The organism is Sphingobacterium thalpophilum (assembly GCF_038396785.1).
In the GTDB taxonomy this organism is placed as follows: Bacteria; Bacteroidota; Bacteroidia; order Sphingobacteriales; family Sphingobacteriaceae; genus Sphingobacterium; species Sphingobacterium thalpophilum_A.
Genome location: NZ_CP151087.1, coordinates 1276137 through 1300246 on the forward strand (window position 1 = coordinate 1276137; position 24110 = coordinate 1300246).

22 protein-coding genes and 1 pseudogene are annotated in these 24110 nt (G+C 40.0%); 9 read left to right on the forward strand and 14 right to left on the reverse strand.

Going from position 1 to position 24110, the window contains the following annotated elements:
• Positions 1-292 precede the first annotated feature (292 nt).
• The 6 genes and pseudogenes from AACH28_RS05890 to AACH28_RS05915 all read left to right on the forward strand — a co-directional run bounded on the left by AACH28_RS05890 (position 293) and on the right by AACH28_RS05915 (position 6711).
• A complete protein-coding gene (locus tag AACH28_RS05890; protein WP_341832507.1) occupies positions 293-1114 on the forward strand; it encodes an ATP-binding protein in 822 nt (273 codons plus the stop codon).
• A gap of 24 nt (positions 1115-1138) precedes the next feature.
• Positions 1139-2881, forward strand: coding sequence for an ABC transporter ATP-binding protein (locus tag AACH28_RS05895; protein WP_341832508.1), 1743 nt, complete (start codon positions 1139-1141; stop codon positions 2879-2881).
• 134 nt (positions 2882-3015) lie between these two features.
• A pseudogene (locus tag AACH28_RS05900) lies at positions 3016-3773 on the forward strand (ABC transporter ATP-binding protein); the annotation flags it as partial.
• 171 nt (positions 3774-3944) lie between these two features.
• Entirely contained in the window at positions 3945-4685 is a 741-nt protein-coding gene (locus tag AACH28_RS05905) for an ATP-binding cassette domain-containing protein (protein ID WP_333621557.1), read from the forward strand.
• Between the two features lie 196 nt (positions 4686-4881).
• Complete coding sequence (locus AACH28_RS05910; RefSeq protein ID WP_341832509.1) at positions 4882-5778, forward strand: SDR family oxidoreductase; 897 nt, start codon at positions 4882-4884, stop codon at positions 5776-5778.
• A 9-nt stretch (positions 5779-5787) separates the two neighbouring features.
• Positions 5788-6711, forward strand: coding sequence for a helix-turn-helix transcriptional regulator (locus AACH28_RS05915; RefSeq protein ID WP_341832510.1), 924 nt, complete (start codon positions 5788-5790; stop codon positions 6709-6711).
• 145 nt (positions 6712-6856) lie between these two features.
• Here AACH28_RS05915 and AACH28_RS05920 read toward each other — a convergent pair whose 3' ends face one another.
• From AACH28_RS05920 to AACH28_RS05960, 9 genes are all read right to left on the reverse strand, one after another.
• Positions 6857-7210 (reverse strand): YtxH domain-containing protein, encoded by a 354-nt coding sequence (locus AACH28_RS05920; protein ID WP_286769662.1) that lies wholly within the window; start codon positions 7208-7210, stop codon positions 6857-6859.
• 201 nt (positions 7211-7411) lie between these two features.
• Positions 7412-7924, reverse strand: a complete 513-nt coding sequence (locus AACH28_RS05925; protein WP_341832511.1) for a hypothetical protein — start codon at positions 7922-7924, stop codon at positions 7412-7414.
• 258 nt (positions 7925-8182) lie between these two features.
• The gene (locus AACH28_RS05930; protein ID WP_341832512.1) at positions 8183-9049 is read right to left on the reverse strand and encodes an AraC family transcriptional regulator; all 867 of its coding nucleotides are present in this window, start codon (positions 9047-9049) and stop codon (positions 8183-8185) included.
• 132 nt (positions 9050-9181) lie between these two features.
• The gene (locus AACH28_RS05935; protein WP_341832513.1) at positions 9182-9361 is read right to left on the reverse strand and encodes a hypothetical protein; all 180 of its coding nucleotides are present in this window, start codon (positions 9359-9361) and stop codon (positions 9182-9184) included.
• Positions 9362-9413: 52 nt separating this feature from the next.
• On the reverse strand, positions 9414-11063 hold the full coding sequence (locus tag AACH28_RS05940; protein WP_341832514.1) for an MGH1-like glycoside hydrolase domain-containing protein: 1650 nt from the start codon (positions 11061-11063) through the stop codon (positions 9414-9416).
• Between the two features lie 442 nt (positions 11064-11505).
• Positions 11506-13446 carry a family 43 glycosylhydrolase gene (locus AACH28_RS05945; protein WP_341832515.1) on the reverse strand — a complete coding sequence of 647 codons (1941 nt, stop codon included), beginning with the start codon at positions 13444-13446 and terminating at the stop codon, positions 11506-11508.
• A gap of 252 nt (positions 13447-13698) precedes the next feature.
• Positions 13699-14124 (reverse strand): DUF1330 domain-containing protein, encoded by a 426-nt coding sequence (locus tag AACH28_RS05950; RefSeq protein ID WP_070568634.1) that lies wholly within the window; start codon positions 14122-14124, stop codon positions 13699-13701.
• 1 nt (position 14125) lies between these two features.
• Complete coding sequence (locus tag AACH28_RS05955) at positions 14126-14470, reverse strand: GIY-YIG nuclease family protein (RefSeq protein WP_115048116.1); 345 nt, start codon at positions 14468-14470, stop codon at positions 14126-14128.
• Positions 14471-14487: 17 nt separating this feature from the next.
• Positions 14488-14904: a MarR family winged helix-turn-helix transcriptional regulator gene (locus AACH28_RS05960; protein ID WP_115048114.1), complete on the reverse strand. Its 417-nt coding sequence runs from the start codon at positions 14902-14904 to the stop codon at positions 14488-14490.
• Between the two features lie 319 nt (positions 14905-15223).
• Here AACH28_RS05960 and AACH28_RS05965 point away from each other — a divergent pair, with 319 nt between their 5' ends.
• Positions 15224-15946, forward strand: coding sequence for a DUF3667 domain-containing protein (locus AACH28_RS05965; RefSeq protein ID WP_115048112.1), 723 nt, complete (start codon positions 15224-15226; stop codon positions 15944-15946).
• Positions 15947-16041: 95 nt separating this feature from the next.
• On the opposite strand, the gene AACH28_RS05970 is transcribed toward AACH28_RS05965, so the two are convergent.
• The 3 genes from AACH28_RS05970 to AACH28_RS05980 form a co-directional block, all read right to left on the reverse strand.
• Positions 16042-17508, reverse strand: a complete 1467-nt coding sequence (locus tag AACH28_RS05970; protein WP_070568647.1) for a sigma 54-interacting transcriptional regulator — start codon at positions 17506-17508, stop codon at positions 16042-16044.
• Positions 17509-17514: 6 nt separating this feature from the next.
• The gene (locus AACH28_RS05975) at positions 17515-18636 is read right to left on the reverse strand and encodes a VWA domain-containing protein (RefSeq protein ID WP_286709500.1); all 1122 of its coding nucleotides are present in this window, start codon (positions 18634-18636) and stop codon (positions 17515-17517) included.
• A 310-nt stretch (positions 18637-18946) separates the two neighbouring features.
• Positions 18947-21034, reverse strand: coding sequence for a DNRLRE domain-containing protein (locus tag AACH28_RS05980; RefSeq protein ID WP_341832516.1), 2088 nt, complete (start codon positions 21032-21034; stop codon positions 18947-18949).
• Positions 21035-21310: 276 nt separating this feature from the next.
• Here AACH28_RS05980 and AACH28_RS05985 point away from each other — a divergent pair, with 276 nt between their 5' ends.
• Positions 21311-21709, forward strand: coding sequence for a DUF1801 domain-containing protein (locus AACH28_RS05985; RefSeq protein ID WP_046675924.1), 399 nt, complete (start codon positions 21311-21313; stop codon positions 21707-21709).
• Positions 21710-21736: 27 nt separating this feature from the next.
• On the opposite strand, the gene AACH28_RS05990 is transcribed toward AACH28_RS05985, so the two are convergent.
• A complete protein-coding gene (locus AACH28_RS05990; protein ID WP_341832517.1) occupies positions 21737-21922 on the reverse strand; it encodes a hypothetical protein in 186 nt (61 codons plus the stop codon).
• A 292-nt stretch (positions 21923-22214) separates the two neighbouring features.
• Between AACH28_RS05990 and AACH28_RS05995 the strand changes: the two genes are divergently transcribed.
• Positions 22215-23390 (forward strand): IS4 family transposase, encoded by a 1176-nt coding sequence (locus AACH28_RS05995; protein WP_341832518.1) that lies wholly within the window; start codon positions 22215-22217, stop codon positions 23388-23390.
• A 61-nt stretch (positions 23391-23451) separates the two neighbouring features.
• On the opposite strand, the gene AACH28_RS06000 is transcribed toward AACH28_RS05995, so the two are convergent.
• On the reverse strand, positions 23452-23907 hold the full coding sequence (locus AACH28_RS06000) for a class I SAM-dependent methyltransferase (protein WP_341832519.1): 456 nt from the start codon (positions 23905-23907) through the stop codon (positions 23452-23454).
• Positions 23908-24110 lie beyond the last annotated feature (203 nt).

Sequence of the window (24110 nt, forward strand, 5' to 3'; positions counted from 1 at the left end):
AACAAAAAATTATTTATAAATATATTGGTGGGCCTAAAGCAATTTTGCCGTATATTGAAAAGAAATATTACAGCAATTTATCTATAAGGAAGTATTGATCTAAGCGATCTGATGGGGTTTTCTTTCGAAAAAAGAAAACAATACGATCTAAATGCTGTATATTAAAGGAGCTCAATGGTCGGTTTTTTTGACTACAACTATTTATTCTTTAACAGAAGACCAAAAGTTCATTTGAGTAGTCGTTTTTTAACTCGAATAAATTAAACTAATATAAACACCAATCCGATTTTCTATGAAAATTACGTTAACATTAACCCTTATCATGTTTGTACAAGTCCTGTTTGGACAGAAGTCTTTAACGCCTCAATGGCAATCGGACACTACCCTAAGATCTCCAGAGTCCGTTTGGGTAGATGCCAAGAACAAAGTACTCTATGTTTCAAATACGATCGCCTTCGAACCTAATACTACAGCATTCATCAGTAAACTGGATATGGACGGAAAATTTATCAAAAGAGATTGGGTTACAGGACTCAATGCTGTTTTGGGTATAGGAATCCACAAAAACCGGCTCTATGCGGCTGAAGCATTCTCTAAATCCATTGCCGTCATCGATACGGATAAAGCAAGCATCGTCAAAAGAATTACCATTGATGGCGCTGAGCTACTCAACGACATTACCGTTGACTCAAAGGGTATCGTTTATGTAAGTGATACGCGACTTGGAAAAGTCTATCGCATTGAAAACGACTCTCCTATGCTTTATGCAGAAAACCTAAAAGGTGCAAATGGGTTGCTGGCTGTCGGCAAAGACTTGTATGTGCTATCGGATGGCGCGCTTGTTAAGATAGATCAGGATAAAAAAACTACCGTAATATCGAAAGGTATGGAAGGCGGATTGGACGGTGTCGTACAAATTAAACCCAACGAATTTGTAGTTTCTGGCTGGCAAGGACTGATCTACCATGTCAAACCTGACGGCTTCAATGCTGTATTACTTAACACACGTGACAAAAAGATAAACGCTGCCGATATCGGATACGACAAATCTTCAGGTATGCTGTATGTGCCTACCGTTAGGAGTAACAGCGTTCAGGCTTACAAATTGGACTAGATGATTTAATGGATATACAGGCAGATGAAGCTTTCCACGTTTACCCCTTATACCAAGTCATTTAGAAAGGCTTTTTTGATTATTCCTTTTTTCGTTGTGATCGATGTATTTTGCGAGATTGTACAACCCCGTCTGATGTCTATCATTGTCGACAACGGAATCTTGCATAAAGATATCAACTACATTTTGAAAATTGGATTGGCCATGATCGGATTAGCCATCGTTGCTATCGTTGCCAATTTATGCAACATCTATTACTCTGCACACGCGTCGGTGGGTTTTGCGACGAATCTCCGGACGGCCTTGTTTCGAAAAATACAATCCTTTGCTTTTGCGGATACCGATTATTTCAATTCGGCCTCGCTTACAACACGGCTCACCAACGACACCAATATGATGCAGCAAGTCATGATGATGTGCTTGCGTATGCTTCTAAGAGCACCCCTTATGATGGTTTTTGCCATTATCTTTGCAGTTTCTATTAATAAGGATCTGTCCATCGTGATGGCCATTGCATTACCTATATTGGCCTTAAGTATTTTTATTTTATTACGCAAAGGACTCCCCTTTTTTATCAAGATGCAGCAGGCAGTTGACCGTGTCAATAGTGTTGTGCAGGAAAATCTACTCAATGTGCGGGTAGTAAAAGCTTTTGTACGACAGGATTTTGAGAAAAAGAAATTCGACAAATTGAATTTCGATCTGATGGATGTTGCCACCAAAGCTTCGAGCATCGTTGTCCTTATCATGCCTGTCATGCAATTGGTGATGGGTTTGTCGCTTGTTGCCGTGACCTGGTTTGGCGGACAGAAAGTAATGACCGGAACGCTTGCGCTGGGTGGATTGATGTCATTTCTAAGTTATATCACGCAAATCCTTATTTCTTTGATGCTGCTTTCATTGACTTTCATGATGATTTCAAGGGCAATCGCTTCTGGCGATAGAATTGAAGAAGTTTTAGAGAAACAACCCTCCTTAACGGATACTGCGGAAGGCCTCCAAAATAGATACGCCATCACAGCGGGACGGATCGCATTTAAGCAAGTCACTTTCCGTTATAACTTACAAAGTGAAAAACCCAACCTTGACAATATTAGCTTCGAAGTAAAGCCTGCGACTACCCTTGCAATCATAGGTGGCACAGGTTCGGGAAAGAGCACTTTGGTACAATTAATTCCACGACTATATGATGTGTCTGAAGATGCCGTTTTAGTAGATGGCGTCGATGTCAGAAATTACCAACTACAGGAACTGCGCAGCCAGATTGCGATTGTGTTGCAGCAGAACCAACTTTTTTCAGGAACTATTTTAGAAAATCTCAAATGGGGAAATGAGCAGGCAACAGAAGAGGATATTTATGCCGCAGCTAGGATTGCCTGTGCAGACGATTTTATACGCTCCTTCCCCGCCGGATATCAGACGCTACTGGGACAAGGGGGCGTCAATGTTTCGGGAGGACAAAAACAACGCATATGTATTGCCAGGGCTTTATTGAAGAAACCTAAAATCTTGATTATGGACGACAGCACAAGTGCTGTGGACATCGACACCGACCGAAAAATACTTGAAGGTTTAAAAAATTATCTGCAGGATACCACACAATTGATTATTGCACAGCGCATTTCAAGCGTCATGCACGCCGACCAGATATTGGTCATGGAAGAAGGCCGCATTGTCGGCTCCGGATCACACGAGGTACTTCTGCAAACAAATACCATCTATCAGGAAATTTATCAGTCCCAACACCTGCAAAAAGAAGAAGCCTAATGAGTACCTCAAACAAATCTATCCCCGTGAGTTTACCCGGTCCCGGAAGTTCAAGACGCATTAAAAATGAAAAGCCTCAACAGGGATTTAGGGCTCTATGGCGATTGATGCGCTACCTGTCTTCGCAGCGGCTGATGCTCCTGCTGATTTTAATTTCACTTTTGCTGGGAACTGCGGGAACACTAGCGGGCAACTACCTTTTACGGCCTGCAATCAACAATTATGTACTTAAAAAAGATATTGTTGGTCTAGGACATATCGCCCTCGTCATGATCGGAATTTATATCGCTACAGGAATTTTCAACATGTTGCAATACCGGCTGACCATAAAAGTTGCGCAGAAAACGATTTCCAACCTCCGAAATGAGCTGTTCGACCGCATGCAGTACCTACCTTTGCAGTTTTATGATACCCATCAACATGGTGATCTGATGAGTCGCTTCACCAATGACATGGATACCGTAAGCGACGCCCTAAATAATAGCATTACACAACTTTTAATCAGCTCAATTACCTTGCTGGGAACACTCGCGCTCATGGTATATATCAGCCCTATCCTATCTATTATTGCATTGATCATGATCCCCCTGATGTATATCTGGCGAAACTGATCATCAACAAAAGCAAGCGTTTTTTTGCCGCCAACCAAGCTGCACTCGGCAATGCCAATGGCTATGTAGAGGAAATGATCAGCGGACAAAAAGTGGTGAAGGTCTTCGGGCACGAAAACGCCGCCATCGAACAATTTGAACAGCTTAATCAAGTGCTCCGGGAAAAAGCAACAAAGGCACAGTTTTATTCTGGCATGATGATGCCTTTGATGGCGAATATGAGCACCATTAACTACGCGCTGACTACCATCGCAGGTGGTATTCTAGTGATCACACGTGGATTCGATTTAGGGGGATTAACTGCATTTTTACAGTATGCACGGCAATTTGGACGGCCTGTCAATGAGATTTCTAGCCAATACAATAGCCTACAGGCAGCGTTGGCGGGCGCAGAACGTATTTTTGCCGTTATTGACACGGCTCCTGAAAGTGAAACCGTCGATCCGCAGCCAATGCCGGCACCGGTGCAGGGCCAAGTGACACTATCGCATGTAAATTTTGGTTATGTACCGGAAAAACAGGTTTTATTTGATATCGACATCGACGTAAAACCAGGTCAAAAGATCGCTTTTGTGGGTGAAACTGGTGCTGGCAAGTCGACAATTATCAATTTGCTGCCTCGCTTCTACCCTTTGCTATCCGGGGATATTCTGTTAGATAAGACATCGATTTTTAAGCTGGACCGCAATGAACTGCGTAAAAAACTATCTATTGTATTTCAGGACACCCATTTGTTTACCGATACGGTTATGGAAAACATCCGGTATGGCCGGCTCAGCGCAACAGATGATGAAGTGATAGCGGCAGCGAAGCTTGCCGCAGCGGATAGCTTTATCATGCAATTGCCACAAGGGTATAAAACCGAATTGACCAATGATGGAGCCAATCTGAGTCAGGGACAACGGCAGTTAATTAACATCGCCCGGGCAACTATTGCCAATACGCCAATCTTAATATTGGATGAAGCGACCAGCTCGATCGATACACGAACTGAAATCGCTATTCAGGAAGGTATTGACCGGTTAATGCAAAACAAAACAAGCTTCGTCATTGCCCATAGACTCTCGACCATCAAGAATGCCGACGTCATCTGTCTGATCGAAAAAGGGAGAATCGCCGAGTTCGGTTCACATACAGAATTGCTAAAGCAAAAAGGTAAATACTATCGTTTGTATATGGGACAGTTTGACTGATCATCCCGAAGCTTTAACACCCTGCTTATTTCGTGAATACTGTATTTATTTCGTGGCAGAGGATCTTTTTTGAAAAGTACCGCGGCTTGCAAAATACGAGATCATCGATTTTCTGAAAGATGGCTACAACATTCTGACATTTGGATACATCTGCCGTCAACTTTACACAGAACTTTGTCTCAAGAAAAAAAAGATTATGAAAGAATTTATAACTGGAGCTTCGGGCTTCATAGGTTCAGCAGTTGTTCAAGAAATGATCGATGCGGGGCATCAAGTATCTGGTTTAGCACGCTCAGAAAAATCAGCAGAAATAATCACCAATTTAGGTGCTCAGGTAATCCGTGGCGATCTTCAACACTTGGATATATTAAAACAAGCCGCTTCAAACGCCGAGGCCGTCATCCATACGGGATTTTCCCACGATCTAATGTTTGCAAATGAATATGCAAAAGCTGCCGAAATTGATATCAATGCGATCAATGCCATGGGCGAAGAGCTGCTTGGTACACAAAAACCGCTTGTCGTTACAGCTGGAACTTTGGGTCTACCCCTTATCAATGGGTTCGTCACCGAAGAAAGTACCCTCCTAAATTCACCAAGAGGTTCAGAACCTGCGGCAATGTCCCTGGCAGCAAAAGGTGTCCATGCTTCAGTGATTCGCTTACCACCCTCTGTTCATGGCAGCAGTGATCTTGGCTTTATGGCAGGCTTCACATCAAGCCTGATCCAATTTGCGCGCAATCATGGTGTTTCGGCATATCCCTTAGATGGAAACAATCGTTGGCCAGCGGTTCATCGCTTGGACGCCGCAAAAGTTTTTTGCCAGGCGGCCGAGAAGGCCGAAATTGGTGCATTGTACAACGCTATTGGTGAAACCGGCATTAAAATCAGCGCAATTGCTGAACTGATCGGCACGAAATTAAATCTGCCTGTTACTTCATTACATGGTGAAGATATGGTTAAACATTTCCAATGGCTGAGCCATTTCATCACCTTCGATAGCCCGGCGACAAGTTTTGAGACACAGCAGCAATTAAATTGGTCGCCTAAGCAGATCGGTTTATTGGACGATGTTCAGCAAAATTATTTATAAATTTGTTATATGCCACAAAGTCGAACACAGCGTATAAAAACGATCAGTGAATTTCATCAATTAAGAGGTTTGCCACAGCCAGAGCATCCATTGCTTAGTGTTGTGGACTATTCAAAGATGAAACGTTCTCCTTTGGATGATGCTTCGGCCTTATTGTTTGATTTTTATGTCATTTCCAATAAAAGAGGCATCACAGGCAAAATGCGCTATGGGCAGCAGCTCTTTGATTTTGACAATGGTGTGCTCGGCTTTATGTCGCCCAATCAATTGCTGAAACTGGAAGAAAATGACGCTGCTGCCAACGTCAACCGAAGCGGGTGGATGTTGCTTATTCATCCGGACTTTTTATGGAATACCACATTAGCGAAAACTATTAAAGAGCATGAATTCTTCGATTATTCGGCAAATGAAGCTTTATTTCTTTCAGACAGTGAAGAGAAAACACTAAATGATATTATTGAAAATATCCAACGGGAATATCGAGCAAATATGGACAAATTCAGCAAGAACATCATTGTATCAAACCTTGAAACATTACTGAATTATTCGGAGCGTTTTTACAACCGACAATTCCTAACGCGCGAGAAAGCCAATCATCAGGTTTTAAATCGCTTGGAAGAACTGCTGAATGCTTATTTTTCGACAGAGAGCCTGATCGCACAGGGGCTTTCATCCGTTCAATATATTGCAGATAGCTTAAATATTTCCTCTAAGTATCTGAGCAGTTTGCTTAAGGTACTGACGGGACAAAGCACCCAACAGCATATTCACGAAAAACTAATTGAAAAAGCAAAGGAGAAATTGTCAACAACGGCACTTTCTGTTAGCCAGATCGCTTATGAATTAGGCTTTGAACATTCACAGTCATTCAGCAAATTGTTTAAAACAAAAACCAAACTATCGCCCCTGGAATTTCGAGCGGGCTTTCACTAAGTTAGTGAAAGCTAACCGTGACCATTGAATTCAGTAAAACGGTCCATCTGGGCATGGACATTATAATTTTAGGGGCGGAGATCAAAAAATAAACAGCAGACCAAGCAATAGCTATTATCCGGTCTGCTGTTTGAATCAACAAAGATTATTTTTCTTTTTGATCTTTAATTGTATCTTTAATCGCCTTAGTTTCTTCGGCGGTCTTTTCACTTATTTGATCTTTATACTTATCAAATTCATTTGAGACCTTATCGGCCACATGACCTGCTGTTTCGCTAATCGAGGATGACACATGATCATACTCTTCTTTCACTTTATCGGCTACTTCTTCGTATGTGTGTTTTGCCTGTTCTTTGAGGTCCCTTGTTTTTTCCTTGATTTTTTTCCGCGTTTTTTTTCCACTATTCGGTGCCACTAATAGACCGACCAATGTACCTACTGCTGCTCCCGCCACCATTGCGAGAAGTAATCCCGTTGAATTATTTTTTCCATTGCACATCTTTAAATTCTTTAGACAATCGTAATTAAGCATATATTTCAAAATGATTATGTTGTTAAACTTCTACAAGAGCAAACAATAAAAGCAAAACATTAGTTTGTCATATTTTAAATAATGTACAACAGACTAGATTGCGGCACCATATGAATCGAAAGGCGCTAAAGATGAGCGTTCAGAAATGGTCTGGATCAAATAGCTCTACTACACTCGACTTTTCAGTTCTGACCCCAATCCAGTGTTGATTTTCTTTTGTTTAAAGTATTGAAAAATGACTGCAATAATAAAAAGCACAAAAAGGACAAGAAGGGTCTGTCCAATAATTGGATCATTTATATCCTTTGCCAAGGGATGTCCGACCGGAACTCTGGTAAAGGTCTCATTAACAGTAGGCACCAGCGACAAGAAGAAACTAAATGACCATAGAAAATTTTCAAAATACCGAGCCTTCGTACTACTATTCTTCGTTGCGTGCAGCCAATAGGCCACCGTTACAAGAACCAAGATGAAGAGTGAAAAAACATGTCCAGCATTGAAGCCGCCCTGTTTCGAAATCCCTAATGCCGTAAGAGAAGTGATGGCTGTCGCATAAAAATATAGCTTCCCCGATAATACTTTAAGATTGATCTTACCATAGCTGATAAATCCTAATACAGCGCCTAAAAGTGCTGTTACTCCAATAACTGTGTGGAAAACTCCCAAACCTGATAAATTCATTTTTTCTATTTTTAACGTTGATAATTTCAAAAAAATGTTCCTGTAATTTAAGGTCGTTGTCACGCTTTCACGGTACAGTCCATGGAATAACTACCCTTTAATGGAACACTACAAAGTTGCAATAGAATAAGGAAAATGGTTTTTTGATTTCGTTCAAAGATTTGATGTTTTAGTTCAAAAAACAGGACTACAATCTTATTGGAGAAAACTTGGTCCCCTCGATAAAATGGAATACCATATACAAATCACCATTGGTTTTTAGTTGCTTTTAAGCTGTCGACGATAATTTGTTGGCGATATGTGGTATTTGTCACTAAAACTCTTTGTAAATGTTGCGAGGTCGTTAAATCCACAGTTAAAGGCAATTTCGGAAACACGCTGATCGGAAACCAAAAGGAGCTCTGCCGCCTTTTCGAGCTTCTTATTTTTGATGTAGCTGGCAGGTGTATCCTGATATAATTTGGCAAACTCTCTTTTAAATGAAGAAACACTCAGATTATTCTGTTCCGCAAGCTGCTTAATGGTTAATTGGGAAAACAGATTGGCTTCAATAATCTGTTTAAACGAATAGGTATTTGAAGAAAAAAGCTGTGATAATATCACTCGTATGACCGACGCGTTTCGCGTTTGGGACAGGAGCAATATAATTTCTTTTAATTTGAGCACCAGTATATCTTCATTGATCAATGAAGGATTTTCAAAATAGAACAGCAAGCCTTCCACATATTTCTGGATCAGGAAATCATTGTCAATTTTTTCTTTTGATTGGTTTGAAATGATATTTTCAGGTTCAAGCAGCAACGAGGGCAACTCTCTATCGTAAACTTTCTTCAAGGTATCTGGATAAAAAGTGACGATTAACAGCTGACAATCACGCGTTGGATTCACATCGTGGATTCGCTTTCCAGAATTAATACAATTCAGCAATAAGGAATAATGTTTCGCAATAGTTAGCTCTTCGTCATTTGCCTGGTATTGCATCTCCCCTTCCAGCACATAGAGGAAGCAAGCCTGTTCCGCTACTGGAAATTCAAACGTAAATGGTGCCTTCAATGCGATTTTCTGCATCATCGGTCTTCCAAATAGCTCATATTTTTTGTAATCATTTACCATTGTACCGCTCAATTTCTCAAATTTAACGATTGAGTTCCGTATACCTAAAATGACGGTTGTGCAATCGAGTCTTATTTTTTAAAATTCCGTTAAAATAGATTCTTCCAATCGATGTATTTTAAATTCGTTAAACACCTGTTAATATTAGTCTAAATTTACGTCTATTTTAACACCAAGATCTTTGCTGCTTGCCTTTAAAACATGATCTACCCAAATACATAACATAGACTGTTTTCCAGGTTTGTTTTGATCCCAGTCTTCTTTCCAGACAATGTCTATTGTTTTCCCGTGATAGGCTAAGTTTCCGAGGTAAAAATAATCCATTTTGCCAGCAGGTATCAGCGGCTGAACCTGAAAGCTGTTGTGATGGGATGCCTCAAATCCAATGAGATTCTGCTATGATTATGTCTGGATAGGTTGAATGAAAATAATCATTCTGCCCACCAAATTGCTCACCGTCACTTGGTATATACCATTCACCGATATTTGGGTGGGCATAACCGTGAAGCCGTGTAAGCTTCATAATTTGTTCGTACAGGGTCTCTTTGTCCTGCGCAGTGATTTGATTTTTATAATTTCTTAAATAGTTGCTGTATGCTTTATAGACGACTGAGTTTTGAAAAGGCCATCCTCTGCCGTTCCAGGCATAAGCCTGCTCATTATAATAGGGATGTTGTCTTTCGGCCGTGGTCATTCCTTTATGGTTATTGAAACCTTTTTCGGAAGTAAACATCGCCCAAGCTACCTCATACTTTTTATTATCCTCACGCGGTATCATATTGAAATACCACGGGGTGTAACCAACGGATTCCCGCACCCGCGCTTCGTAATCCCGTACACCATAGGCATTGTCTCCGGCTGTCAAGGTATAAAAAAAACCATCATCTGCATTCCAAAGTGTCCTGAGAAATTTCCGCTGTATTTCCTGGCTTCTGAATTTATAGTAATCTGCTTTCGCCTTATTCTTAATCGAAGGATGATGTTGCTCTTCCTGTCTATAGAGATTGTACAATGCGTTGGTATTCCCAAAGGAATAGCTTCCAATGGATGGGCGCACCAGATAAAAATCGGGATAGCCTTTGGTAAAGGCCAATGGAAAGTCTTTCGCCGCAGTCGTATTTGCAGCCTTGTCTGTCGTCCCCCAACCTAAATAAAGATCTCTCCATGTACTATCGGTATAAATAGCATAGGGCCCTTTACTCTCAATCAAGCCAAGCACCGCCGAAAGGCTGAATTCCATACCATCGTACAGATCCAGAATTTTGTACATGCCGTCGGTCTTCGCATCGGGATTTTTCACAGTGAATAGGCTATCCAAAAGGTGCTGGTGGGTCTCCATCGCTGGAAGCATCTTTTGTGTCCAGGCCTGATCGGGATGAATTTTTAAAAATGATTCAATGCCATCGACCATCCAGCTGGAAAAATGAACACTTTCGGGTCGGCTCAAATGGGTTAAGAAATTACCGTTTTCACGTTGATTTATTTTGGAAGCTGATCCAAGCATAAAATATTCGGCATAAGATCTAAGGTATTTTGGATCACGAAGCCAACGTACATCGTAAAACTGATGCGCTGTTGGGCAGGTAATCGCTCCACTCAGGGATCCCCAGGCGGGATACCCGAAAAATTCCGTTATAACCCAATATTTCTTTGAATCATGTGGATCATAATAATCCCGAAGATGCTTGCTGATCATCCACCAACGATAATTATACACGCGACTTAGGGTATCGTTGGAACTCTCAAAATACGGAATGTTATTGACCAAAAAGTCTTTGTTGTTGGATTCGTCAAAAGCTCCGTCCGATTTTGGCCGGTGCTCGAAAGCATTGAACTCCTTTATATTATCTGTTAGATTATTTTTCGCCACTTCCTTTAAACGATCAAGTTCAAGCTGATATATCGACTCCTGCTTCCCAGAAAATCCCCGGTTACTCGAACAGGAAAAAAGAGCACCTAGAACCAAAAAGGCTGTGCTGCTTAAAACAATAGAATTTAAAAAAACGGAACGATGTTGTCTTTTCATACGGTTGTATGGAATAGAACTGGAACAAAGACCTAATCAACAGAATTTTTATGACAATTAAGCATGGTGGAACAAATCGACGTAAAATTGATACAATGTATCATATTGCAACAACCGTATTTATATAAAACTCAAATATTCCCATTTTCACATAAAAAAGTATCTTTTTCATATTCTTTCTACTGCTGTTCTAAGCTACATTTGTTCCATAAGTAAACTTGACTCAAGAGAAGTAATTGCCGAAATGAATGGAGATGCCTATCTCATCATTTTAAATTTCTGAATTGATTCGATAAGAATACTGTAAAAAGAATCCTACAATACTACACTGAAAAACATTTTGTGGAACGATGCTGTCGTTCCACATTTTTAATTTATTAAACCGGTCTTTACCCCACCTTCTACGGCAGCCACTTTAGCTTGCTCGCCGGCTTTTTCATGCTTAGTCTCCGGTAGTTCCTTCCGTTGTCATTTTAATTTTATGGATTGTACCATCTGGACGGTAATTTAGGGTGTCTATGCATATCGAACGGCTAAAACTGCCTCCATCTGGATTAATTCCCCCATTATGATAAATGAAATACCATTGGTTTTTAAAAGGGACAATTGCTTGATGGTTCGTATTGCTGTTGCCTGCTATTTCATTCAGAATTCCTTTATAGACATAGGGGCCTTCGATCTTATCGGCCATGGCATAAGCGATCTTCTCCGGAAATTCCGTGGCATAACTCAAATAGTATTTTCCATTGCGCTTGTGAACCCATGGTGCTTCCGTAAAAGCTAGTCCTTCAAAATTCACCTGTTTTATTTCGCCATCAATCTCAACCATATTTTCTTTGAGCTTTGCATAGTAACACTCGCGGTTGCCCCAGAAAATCCAGGCTTGACCATCATCATCAATAAAAACAGCTGGATCGATACAGGCCCAGGAATGGGAAGAAGCAAAACAGTCCTTGTTGGTCAATAAGGGTTTTCCCAATGCATCGCTAAAGGGACCTTCGGGTCTGTCTGCGACAGCAACCCCTATTCCGGACCAATTGGAACTGATGTACCAGTAATATTTTCCATTACGTTCGGTAACATGTCCCGCAAATGCATCGCCGCTTTTTGCCCAGGTAAAATCACTTATGCGCAAAGACACGGGATATTCCGTCCAATTTTTTAAATCCGTTGTAGAATAAACGATCCAGTCTTTCATCTTATAGCCTTTCTGACCTCCTGCAAAGTCATGACCTGCATACAACCAAAGTGTATCCCCCTTAACTAATGCTGCCGGATCGGCCGTAAAATGATGCTTAATAATCGGATTTCCCTTTGCGGTAAAATGATACCGGTCATCCGCAGCCACAGGAGCTAGCAATTCACCAGGTACACCGCCCCATTTATTGTTCAGAAGACGAGACTCTTCCTTGCTGATTGAAATCACACTTCCATGTCGCGGATTAAAATTCTTATGAAAAGGTTCAGGTTTTGAAGAGAAATTAAAGAGATCATCTGTGCGCTGAAATTCGTATCTTCCATTCGCATACAAATCGTACATCAAGATATAATCGTTTGTTCCATTCAACTTAAAAAGGCTAGATCCTTCGACAACAACAGACGTGTCTGCGTAGGCATCGAGATACCGGAAGTCTTCTCTCCATGGTCCTTTTAAGGATTTACTTGTCGCCTGCTGAATTCCATTTTTTACTTCTTTTCCGGCAGCATCTTTTGTATTACCCTTAAAGAAAAAATGATATAGCCCATCTTTATAGACAATGTCGCCATCAATACCGCCAAATTTTGGACTGAACAATAAAGTAGGTTCCTTTTCAAAGCCACTAAAATCTTTATTCGCATAGGCCGCATAAAAATCAAGTTTATCATTCTCATGCGATTTCACCGTAAAATACACCAGGTATTTTTTTTCAGCCCGATCGTAGATCGTCTGTGGTGCCCATACCCATTTTACGTTCTTAAATTTTTTAGGGTATAACTTTGCCAGGTCAACAGTATTGTGTTTCCAGTCCGTCAGATTATCAGATCGCATCAAAATAATACCCGGATTACTTCCCCACCCATTCTTTACCGTAAACATATCAGTTGCGACCATATAAAATGACTTTTTGTCCTCTCCCCTAAGGATGTGCGGATCACGAATCCCTCCCGTTTGGGATATATCCGCCGATGACAAAATAGGTTTATTGTTATTTAATGCAACCCAGTTTTGCGCATCCTGACTGACTGCAAATCGCAATTGCTCTTGTGTATTTTTATCCCCCGAACCTTCAAAATATGCAAAAAGATAACCCGCCGCCTTATCTGCATTGTATATTTTTTGCGCTATGACATTGGTAAAACTCATTAATGCAATACTCAATACCCCTATTTGTTTTAGTTTCATGTTTGATCAATTTTTAGGTTTTTCTAAATGCTCATTTGCCGGGTAAACCTTCTTTATTACACCTTAACAATGGATTATTTAATGCACAAATTCCAAATTATCTTGATCGAAGGGATATTCAACACAAATTTAAATTTGCTCAAAAACACTTTTCCACGAAGCTGTAGAAGAATACGATACGAGGTTTACTTTTATTAATGTCAAATATACATTTATTATTTAAATAGTCGATATTTTTATGGTAAGTACCGTTTAAAACGGGACATTTTCCAGGGGTAAAAGTCTTGAATCCAAGATTGCTGCAGTACGATGCCCTATAATCTTCATATACGCTGGATTTTGTTCAAATGAAAAAAAATCGGACACACTTCGCTGTTTGATCAGCAGACAAATATCCCACTGCTCCTGATCGGGGCCTATCAGAAACTGGTCACCATGCCCAACAAAAAGTAGCTCACCGCCGCTTTCTTCCACAAAAGGTTTGGCTAGCTTTATATAATTCATGAAAGCATCGTATCCCGAAATTTCTTTGATTGGCGCAATCTCCGGAAAATTAGTATAGTCCGCGATTTTCCTCAACTGAATTAAATTGAGATTGACAATGGGGCCTTGGATATTTTTCAATGCCAGATTCCTTCCGGCTTCATAACTCGGATACAAATACGTCTTTCTTGCCATATCAATAGATACTTGTTGTTTCACTCACTTTACTCTTCAACTCAGTTGCAGCATGATGTACGACTCTTTTATAATCAATGATTTTGTCGTTTTCAAATGGAATAATAACTGCATTTTCAAACAGGAAATTTCCCTCGCCCAATTGGTTCCAATCCGCCTGTAAGTTTTTATTGTCAAATTGCCCCATGTTTAACATAAATCTGATTCTGTTGGAAAGAGCCGTTAAATTCAGGCTATCTGCGATATATGTTTTATTTTCGGCCCTATTGTAAATTGTTAACACTCCCATCAATGGTTTACTGTCCAAGAATTCGGCTTTCAATTGCTTTTTATCTATTTTGTTCATGTGTTTTTAAATTAAAATTATAAATCTCCGCCCAATGACTTCAATTGCGCAGCAAAAATAAGGAGATCTGTTACGGCCATTCCGTCCAATAGCTTATTGGCGATGTGCTCAGCTGTAACAGTCGCCTCCTTTAAAATTCGATCACCAGCCGCCGTAAGCTTCACATAACTGACCCGGGCATCTCTATCATTGTGCTCTTTTACAACAAGCCCCATCTTTTCCATGGGGGAAATAATCCGTGTAATTCCTGAGGCTGTTAAACCGGTACTTTCAGCCAGATCAATTCGCCGTAGCCGGTTACCGGGAACCTGGCTTAAAATATGTAGGATCATAAAGTCTGTCAGACTTAGTCCATGCAAGCTCAACCCATCAAACTTTTTGGTGATGACAGATTGAACTTTTACAATGTTCAGAATCGTATTAATCGCGTTCATAGTATTATTGTTCTTGTTATTTGCATAATACTTGACAACTCAAGTATTATGCAAATATAATAGTTTTATTTAAATGGCCGAATAGAATAAAAGATTCTTCCAACAGCGCGGTTACACGACAGCGCAATAAATCTATTTACCTTACGAGAGAAGTGGGTTGGTATAAAACTACACTTAGGTGTAGCCTTGATTGACATAATCTATAATATTTTTGGACAAATTCTAATCGATAGGAGGCTAAAGCCAAAGATTTTCAGAATATGGAAAGGAAAGAATCCTCAAATATTAACAAATTTATTACCTATAACATAGTATAAACATGACAAATTGCAAAAACTGTGGGACAGATATAACGCTGAATTTCTGTCCGAAATGCGGACAGCCAGCGGTCCTTAAAAGAATTGATGCGCATTATATCGTCCACGAGATTGAACATGTCCTTCATTTCGAGCGCGGCATCTTGTACACGATTCGTGAACTCATTACCACACCCGGAAAAAATGTAAAAAAATATATTGCCGAGAACAGGAGTCGCCTGGTAAAACCCATTATTTTTATCATTATCACCTCGCTGATATACTCTGTAGTAAGCCATTTTTTTCATGTAAACGACAAATATGTGAGCTATTACGAATCCCAACATTCTACTACGGGTTCGATATACCTCTGGATCCAGGATCACTATGGTTACGCCAATATCATGATAGGATTGTTTATCGCTTTTTGGGCGAAACTATTTTTTAATAAATACGGTTTTAATTTTTTTGAAATTGTCATCCTGCTGTGTTTTATTTTGGGAATCACGATGTTGATCTATACTATTTTTGCATTAGTTGAAGGTGTAACACATACAGGTGTTATGGTACAGGCTAGCATCGTCGCTATGGTATATAGCGTTTGGGCTATTGGACAATTTTTCGACCCCTACAAAATACCCAGTTATTTAAAAGCGCTCGCTGTTTATATTTTAGGTTATCTGTCATTTACTGTTGTCGTCGTTATTATTGGTCTATCGATAGACTTAATTTTAATGAAAAGATAGGTTATCCTCCTTTTTCCGTCCTTGTGAAACCTTTTAAAATAACATGATGGGTAAGTTTGCGCTGTAAACTTACCCATCCTATTACTCGTTGCCTGTTACAGATTATTTCTCAGATATCCCTGAAAATTATCTTGAAACTGAAGGCCGGACCCCAGTCTATATTTACTTAATTTATTGTTGAGGGTAAGTCCCCATAAAACGAATTCAGTCAGAAAATGGAGATCTTCGGGTTTAGTTTCCGGTTGGTATTGCTGAATTAAAGCATGGATAGGCTTCACTTGATCCAAAACCTGCCCGTACGCCAAATCGTTGAGTTCATCAGATAATTCGATTCCTTCTGACTCCGAAAACCAACGAACAATATCATCGTAGGGATAACGCTCGTTTTCTCTTTCCAGTTTCTCAATTTTTGGGAATAAAATCGGGAAAAGGCTTTTAATCGCGTTTTCTATCAGCTGCACTGCAACGACACCCGCTCCTTCTTGCTCGCCTTCATAAACGAGCTCAACTTTGCCGGTTATCGCAGGCACAATACCCATAAAATCACTCAGCCGTACTGCAGTTGCTTGTTCCCCACTTCGGAGCATGCGTAATTCAGCGGTACTTAATAAGTTTTGAAATGCTGTAATGCTCATACGCGCACTCACGCCGCTCTTTTCATCAACATATTCACTATTTCGTGCTTCAAAGCTTATCTGCTCAATCAATTCCCTAGCCAGCTCCGGGACATATATCTGCTCCTTCTGGGCCGCTTCCAAGTTCGCCTCCTGCGCAGTAATTGCCTTTGCTATCTCAACCGATGCGGGGTAATGTGTAAGTATCTGCGATCCAATGCGATCTTTCAGCGGCGTCACAATACTTCCTCTATTGGTATAATCCTCCGGATTCGCTGTGAATATAAATTGTACATCTAACGGCAAGCGTAACTTAAAACCGCGGATCTGAATATCTCCCTCCTGTAATATATTGAAGAGGGCTACCTGGATTCTAGCTTGAAGATCAGGTAGCTCATTAATGACAAATATAGAACGGTTTGCCCGAGGAATCATACCAAAATGAATCACCCGATCGTCTGCATAGCTCAGTTTTAAATTTGCGGCTTTGATGGGATCTACATCACCGATCAAATCAGCTACTGTCACATCAGGCGTAGCCAGTTTCTCCGCAAAACGATCACCTCTACCAAGCCAGCTTATCGGTGTATCGTCGCCTTTCTCCTTCAGCAACTCTATCGCATAACGCGATATGGGGTTAAACGGATCATCATTAATCTCTGAACCTTGAACCACAGGCACATATTCATCCAATAAGTTGACCATGAGCCTAGCGAGACGTGTTTTCGCCTGACCGCGAAGGCCCAAGAAATTAATGTTGTGTTTGGAAAGTATTGCTCTTTCAAGTTCTGGAATTACGGTATCTTCATAACCATGTACCCCATTGAACACGGTTTCACCCGTCTTTATTTTTGTAATCAGATTCTGACGCAATTCTTCTTTTATTGTTTTAGGTTTATAACCCGAAGTTTTTAATGCACCAAATGTTGTAATCTTCGTGTAATCCATATATTCTTATCGTATTCTTTTTTTTCGATTTTCTTCGTAATCCTCAAAGATCATTTCACCTAGATCCCCAAGTCCCGTGTAATAAGCCTTCCCTTGATTTGAAGCTGTAAACTCGTCGACAAATTGCTGTAGATAAGGATCCGAAGCAATCATAAAGGTTGTAATTGGTATTCCCAACTTTCGAGCCTGCGCAGCCATACTATAGCATTTGCTGGTGATAAAAGGATCCAAACCCATAGGATTCTTATAGTAAGTGCCGTCCGGCATATTTAAACAGCTCGGTTTCCCGTCGGTTATCATAAAAATTTGCTTATTCGCATGCCGTTTTCGCCTTAGCAAGTCCATCGCTAGCTTTAAGCCCGCGACGGTATTGGTATGAAATGGTCCAACTTGCAAATAAGGCAGGTCTTTTATCGCGATAGGCCATGCATCGTTTCCGAAAACAATGACGTCAAGTGAGTCTTTCGGGTAACGGGTCAAAATAAGTTCTGATAAAGCCATCGCCACTTTTTTTGCAGGTGTGATCCGATCCTCGCCGTATAAAATCATACTGTGGCTGATATCGATCATCAACACTGTACTCATCTGTGACTTAAACTGTGTATCTTCTACGACGAGATCATTTTCGGATAAGGCAAACTCACCTATCCCATGATTGATCTGTGCGTTTTTCAAGCTCTCCGTCAAAACTATTTTCTCCAGGCTATCTCCGTACTGATAGTTTCTGAAATCGCCCATATTTTCGTCACTCCGTCCCTGGTGATTGGTTTTATGATTGCCTGATTTCCCTTTCCTCATTTTCCCAAATATCTGGTCCAAGGCATGCTGACGCAAAGCTTTCTCCAGCTTTGAGGTAATATCTACGCCACCTTCACCACCAAACTCCACTTTTTCCCTGATATAACCTTTATTCTTCAGATCCGCAATGAAATCGTCTATCGTATAGGCTGGCGTCGTCAGTTTGAACTCTTTATCCAATTGCCTAAGCCAGTCAATGGCTTCATCAAAATCACCAGAGGTATGGGTAATCAGTTCTTTGAAAATGTCAAATAATTTATCAAAGGGCGTTTGAAACGGCTCTTCATATTGTTTGAAAAGAAAACCTTTCCTTCGTTTCGTGCTTTTCATGCATTCCTCTTATTAGTATGAAGAAGCTATCCAACTCCTGTATCGGATGCTTCATAGTATGAATTTACGAAATAATAATTTTTGTGAGCACCGTACATCCATTTAACTTCAAAAACTGGCTATAGTATGACGCATCAAAAATAAGGTACACTAAAATTAATAGCAGTCTTGTTTACTTAGCCCGATTTTTTTGGGTGATAGCATAAAGCGCTATTGGAAAAGCGTAAAAAGCCACAGAGAATTGGCATTCTCTGCGGCTTCTTGATTTGGTTATTCCAAATAGGATAGAATTACCTGAATAAGTACCAGCTTAATAGAGCAGTTCCAAAGTCGGTTTATTGGCGGCAGCTTCCCTACTACTAAAAGACATATCATTTGTAGAAGAGGCCGCAGCTGTATTTAAAAATAGAAAGGATGCTTTACGATCAGTGCCGGTCAGCAATCTATTAATGGCCGAAGTGACGTCGATGGTCTGTAAACCTATCCCAGAAATAGGAATTTTACCGACAAGTACAGTATCCATTGGTGCATTGTTCCAATTAATGCTATTTTCCAACCAAGATGTCTTGGAGGTTGTATAAATATTAATAGTACGTTGTGGTGCTGTATTCACTCCTGCAACATACATTTTTAATTTTGCCGAACTCACTTTAGGTTTAGTAATCATCGAAATATCAAATTTAGTATATGCTTTACGTGCGTAAGATGTAGCGTCGGATTTGATGACAAGATCAGTTGTAGTTCCATAATTTGTACTTGCATAGGTACCGTTGCGGACATAGGCATCGGCAAGAGAGCTTCCGGCATTGGCTACAACAGCATGCTGAAACGCTCCAACGTCTGGATTACCCAATGGCAGCGCATTTCCAGCGAAATCCTCGCCTCCATTGTTACTTATAAATACACCGGCATTAAGGGCGGCCGAACTGGAACCGACATCATAACCTTTTGCAGCGTCAAGGCCGTTTCCACCGATTGGATTGACAAATACCGGATCTTCATAGAAATTGTTGTTCCGCACGGTAGTTCCCCAGTTCAATGACGTAAATGTACTCGACGGGAATAAACAATTATTGTTAAATTTCAGTCCGTTATCGGCTTGGGTAGACAAACTACTAATGGTCGAGGTCGTGTAAAAAATATTATTTGAAAATGTTGCATAAGGCTTTCCTGAACTTACGCCATTCATGACGTTAAACAGGCTGGCGGTTGGATTTTTGATATAGAATACATTATTATAAATCTCACGGGAATCGTATGTCGTTTTTTCGATCAAAAAGAGCTTTTTTAACCGTGTTGTACCGATATCGTTAACAGAAACGTTATAGCGAACTTTAATATTCTTAGACTGGTTCATAAAAAGCATAAATCCGCCGTTGTTATCATGCGAATAATTGTATTCGAAAATATCTCCATCGGTTACTGAATTGGTATCGTAGCCATCGGCATCGAACGCGACTCCATCGTTAGCGCCCCCGCCTGTCATACCGTAAACTTCATTATAAGCCACCAGCGTATTCAAGCTACCAATTGTCCAAATACCCGCATAATTTTCAGAGCCTGTGTTCATACATGCCTTATAGACCGTATTGTGTGTGATTTTACTTCCTCCCGTCACGCCGGACATAACGATTCCGTCGCCGTAGATATATTCAATCAAATTGTTATCGATAATAATATCTTTTGATCTTGCTGCCATAGCCCTATCGCCAGTGGTCCTTATCCCTTCAACGGAACAATTGGCTACGTGGCAACTTTGTACCAAAGCACCGTATATTTTACCGTCTAAGATAATCCCGCCAGAGCTTTTGTTATAATTGGTCTGTCCATCGATCGCACCATTGACGTCGTGAACATAACAATTTCTAACGGAGACATTGCTAATTGCTGTTCCTGCAGAACTGCCTCCAACCACGCGGATCCCCGTAGCAGCATAACTTGTTCCGCTTGGGATTGTATTTGTCAGTTCGAGGTTATTTACCTCAAAATAAGACACCCTATTGAGGTATAGTGCATTTGATCCGTTTCTCTTTCCACCACCGTTGATAATCGGACGAACATCGCCGCCATATTTATCTATAATAATAGGAGCTTCAGCCGTTCCCGAATTTTTCATATGCAACGTGTCATTCCATACGCCACCACTCTTGAACAAAATACGATCACCAGGGCCAAAAACCGAGGCATTAATTTTGGCCAGCGTTCTCCATGCTGCAGTTGTGCTCGTTCCTGTGCTATCATCGTTTCCGCTGGGATCTATATAGTAAGTATTACCTATACTTGCTAGATTTACCTTCGCTTTTGTTTTTAGTGATGTCGGAGAATCTAGTTGAACAGACTTGTGGCAGCTCAATAGCCCAATGATTCCAATAGAAATCACCATCATAAATTTTCTCATAATGCTGTTTTTAGTTTATAAATGTTATAATTCTTGCAGACGTATTCCTTATTCCAACGAATACGAATTGTATAATTTGATTAATAACATTAAATTATAAATAACTTGCCAACCACAGGGGGTAAAATCTGAAATAAAGAGGGGTAAAATTTTAAAGGCAGGTCAACATGTAACCAAAATAAATCAATGCATCTTTTTATGCTGACCTACATCGATATAGAAGAAAATTTGATACTTTTAGCTAATAACTACAGCCCTTAAGAACAATACGATATTATGGAAATAGATCAGTATATCAATACACTTTCGGAAACGGAGCAAGAGGTCATCCGTCAATTCCGGAAAGCGATAACAGAAAATGACAATACCGTCTCTGAGAGCTTCGGAAAATTCATGTCAAACCCTAATGCAATTAGCTTTAATGAACAGGGCGTATTTAAATACGGGCTAACAGTCGCAAAGAATTACATTTCATTCCATTCCTTGGTTATCTATACTAACCCCGAATTAATGGAAGAACTAAAATTAAAATTACCCAAGGCTAAATTTCAAAAAGGCTGTATTAATTTCAAAACATTGGATGAATTTCCCGCATCCGTATTGGCAGAACATATTCAGGCTTCATCCAAAATAGATTTTAGCCCCATGATAAATCGTTATTTGAAAAAGAAATAAGTACCTGGTCAATTCCCAGCATTCTATTTATTCACTTTTACGCGTAACAATAGCATAGACCATCGGAATTTTATTTCCCAAATGGGCTATTCTGAATTTTTTAGGATCTAGTTCTGTCATGTTTTTAAAAATGGGATAAGGTGAATAGTCAAATTCGTTCAGGTCTTGAATGTTTAGCCCATGATGAAGTAAAGCTCCAACGACCTCACTCATACTATGATTCCAGGTAACATAGGACTGCGAAATAGCTGCATCTTTATCGGCATAGGTTCCCTGCTAGGTTTCAACAATTGGAGCAACATTAAAATAATTATAGCCAATTTTGTCAAAATTATCATCGAACATCCAAACAACTGGATGAAACTCGACAAAAACAAACTTCCCTTTCGGTTTCAAGAAACGTGAAATTATTTTCCCCCACTTGCGTCCTAAACGTTTAAAAAATGGCGGTGTTTTGATATAGCGAGATCGCTATATTTAAATCACAAAATTATAACACACCGCCATGATAAATTTAAATGTTTTTAGTCAGATTTTATCTCTTATCGACCGCGAATTATTCAAAGATTTGGTTTCAAAGCACAAAAGTGACAAACATCAGAAAGGGATCAACAGCTGGACGCATCTAGTCAGTATGCTTTTCTGTCATTTTTCCTCGGCAGATTCGGTTCGTGATATTAGTAACGGTCTGCGCAGTACAACTGGTAACCTGAACCACTTAGGAGTAATAAGAGCTCCAAGTAAGTCCAATATATCCTATATCAACATACACCGTACGCATGAACTTTTCAAAGATCTTTATTTCTCTGTTTTGGAAAGGCTTTGGCAAAAGGATACGCATTTTCGCAAAGAGCTTGTTCAGCTAAAGCGTAAAGTATATCTGATGGATGCAAGCATCATCCCCTTATGTCTATCTGTATTTGACTGGGCAAAGTTTCGCAGCACCAAAGGTGCCGTAAAGCTGCACACTGTCTTGGATTATGATGGCTGCCTACCTGTTTTTATGCAGATTACCGATGGAAAAGTACATGAGAGCCAGCGAGCCGGTAGTTACAGTTTTTCCAAGGGAAGCGTGGTGGTAGTGGACCGTGGCTACGTGGATTACAGCTGGCTTGGGGATTTGGACAGCAGGGGGTGTTACTTCGTTACCAGGAGTAAAGTTAATATGAAGTACAAGGTTATCAAGTCCTACCAGAGTGAAGCACTCATGGAAAAGGGGATCCTTAAGGATGAGCTCATTGAGCTATCCGGTGCTGCCCGCAATAAATACAACGGCAAGCCGCTACGCCTAGTCCACTTTTGGGACAGCACCACTGGCAATGAGTACCACTTTTTGACCAATAATACGAAGTGGAAGGCTTCTTTGGTGGCAAACATCTATAAACAACGCTGGCATATCGAAGTCTTCTTCAAGCATCTAAAGCAGCGCTTAAAAGTATCGACATTCATAGGGACTTCTGAAAATGCAGTGATGATCCAGATCTGGACTTCACTCATTGGCATATTACTGTTAAAATACTTACAAAAAAAGGCCAAATATGACTGGAACCTGTCCAATCTGGTCGCATTCATCAGAATGAATATCTTCGTGAAAATAAACATCTGGCAATGGATAGATGATCCCTTTCTCAGGCCGCCTATAAAAGGAAAAAAGGGACAGCTAAAGATTTTTGCAGATTGAAAAATAGGGGTCAATATCGAAATGATGAAAAAAGCTATGCCTGTACAACAGAAATCCAATCCTAAAATTTATTTAGGACACATATGATTTTCCCCCATTTATCTAAATCCGGTAACCAAGTAATCGTTCCATAGCTGGTAAAGACCAGATCAAATTGTCCGTCAAGATGATTCTCAAGCTCATACAAATCACAACAGATAAACTGTACATCTGCATTCGTTTCTTTCGCAATTTCTCGGGCACTTTCAATAGCCTTGTCGGATAGATCAACACCAGTAATTTTGGCACCAAGTCTACTCAAAGAAATTGTATCCTGTCCGAAATGACATTGTAGGTGTAATATTTTTTTTCCGCTGATATCACCCAATAACGCCAATTCGATTGAATTTAGCGAAGTCTCCCCTTTTAAAAATCCTGCTAGATTGTAAAAGTCTGATTTTAGATGTGTATCTGTTCTATTATTCCACGAGTGTTTATTTATTGCGATGTAATTTTCTTCTGGATTCAAATCGTTCATTTGGTTTTTTATTAAACGGTTAATTAACGACTAAAGTACACTAAAAATTGAATGCTATCGGATTCATCTTTTCCCCAATTTAAAAATAAGTGTTTTAAGAAATTAAGCTCGGTAAAAATTATCATAAAGGTTCTCTATATTTAAATCGATTATCCAATACATCCAAGTTTAAAAAGATGATGTATGAATAACACCTATTTACA

Excerpts from the sequence above, each read along its gene's own strand:
- AACH28_RS05970 (WP_070568647.1), bottom strand. The coding sequence starts at position 17,508 with ATGGATTACACGAAGATTACAACATTTGGTGCATTAAAAACTTCGGGT.
- AACH28_RS05980 (WP_341832516.1), bottom strand. The coding sequence starts at position 21,034 with ATGAGAAAATTTATGATGGTGATTTCTATTGGAATCATTGGGCTATTG.
- AACH28_RS05920 (WP_286769662.1), bottom strand. The coding sequence starts at position 7,210 with ATGTGCAATGGAAAAAATAATTCAACGGGATTACTTCTCGCAATGGTG.
- AACH28_RS05960 (WP_115048114.1), bottom strand. The coding sequence starts at position 14,904 with ATGAACGCGATTAATACGATTCTGAACATTGTAAAAGTTCAATCTGTC.
- AACH28_RS05895 (WP_341832508.1), top strand. The coding sequence starts at position 1,139 with ATGAAGCTTTCCACGTTTACCCCTTATACCAAGTCATTTAGAAAGGCT.
- AACH28_RS05945 (WP_341832515.1), bottom strand. The coding sequence starts at position 13,446 with ATGAAACTAAAACAAATAGGGGTATTGAGTATTGCATTAATGAGTTTT.
- AACH28_RS05975 (WP_286709500.1), bottom strand. The coding sequence starts at position 18,636 with ATGAAAAGCACGAAACGAAGGAAAGGTTTTCTTTTCAAACAATATGAA.
- AACH28_RS05910 (WP_341832509.1), top strand. The coding sequence starts at position 4,882 with ATGAAAGAATTTATAACTGGAGCTTCGGGCTTCATAGGTTCAGCAGTT.
- AACH28_RS05925 (WP_341832511.1), bottom strand. The coding sequence starts at position 7,924 with ATGAATTTATCAGGTTTGGGAGTTTTCCACACAGTTATTGGAGTAACA.
- AACH28_RS05940 (WP_341832514.1), bottom strand. The coding sequence starts at position 11,063 with ATGAAAAGACAACATCGTTCCGTTTTTTTAAATTCTATTGTTTTAAGC.
- AACH28_RS05985 (WP_046675924.1), top strand. The coding sequence starts at position 21,311 with ATGGAAATAGATCAGTATATCAATACACTTTCGGAAACGGAGCAAGAG.
- AACH28_RS05990 (WP_341832517.1), bottom strand. The coding sequence starts at position 21,922 with ATGAGTGAGGTCGTTGGAGCTTTACTTCATCATGGGCTAAACATTCAA.
- AACH28_RS05995 (WP_341832518.1), top strand. The coding sequence starts at position 22,215 with ATGATAAATTTAAATGTTTTTAGTCAGATTTTATCTCTTATCGACCGC.
- AACH28_RS05915 (WP_341832510.1), top strand. The coding sequence starts at position 5,788 with ATGCCACAAAGTCGAACACAGCGTATAAAAACGATCAGTGAATTTCAT.
- AACH28_RS05905 (WP_333621557.1), top strand. The coding sequence starts at position 3,945 with ATGCCGGCACCGGTGCAGGGCCAAGTGACACTATCGCATGTAAATTTT.
- AACH28_RS05965 (WP_115048112.1), top strand. The coding sequence starts at position 15,224 with ATGACAAATTGCAAAAACTGTGGGACAGATATAACGCTGAATTTCTGT.
- AACH28_RS06000 (WP_341832519.1), bottom strand. The coding sequence starts at position 23,907 with ATGAACGATTTGAATCCAGAAGAAAATTACATCGCAATAAATAAACAC.
- AACH28_RS05935 (WP_341832513.1), bottom strand. The coding sequence starts at position 9,361 with ATGGATTATTTTTACCTCGGAAACTTAGCCTATCACGGGAAAACAATA.
- AACH28_RS05890 (WP_341832507.1), top strand. The coding sequence starts at position 293 with ATGAAAATTACGTTAACATTAACCCTTATCATGTTTGTACAAGTCCTG.
- AACH28_RS05955 (WP_115048116.1), bottom strand. The coding sequence starts at position 14,470 with ATGAACAAAATAGATAAAAAGCAATTGAAAGCCGAATTCTTGGACAGT.
- AACH28_RS05950 (WP_070568634.1), bottom strand. The coding sequence starts at position 14,124 with ATGGCAAGAAAGACGTATTTGTATCCGAGTTATGAAGCCGGAAGGAAT.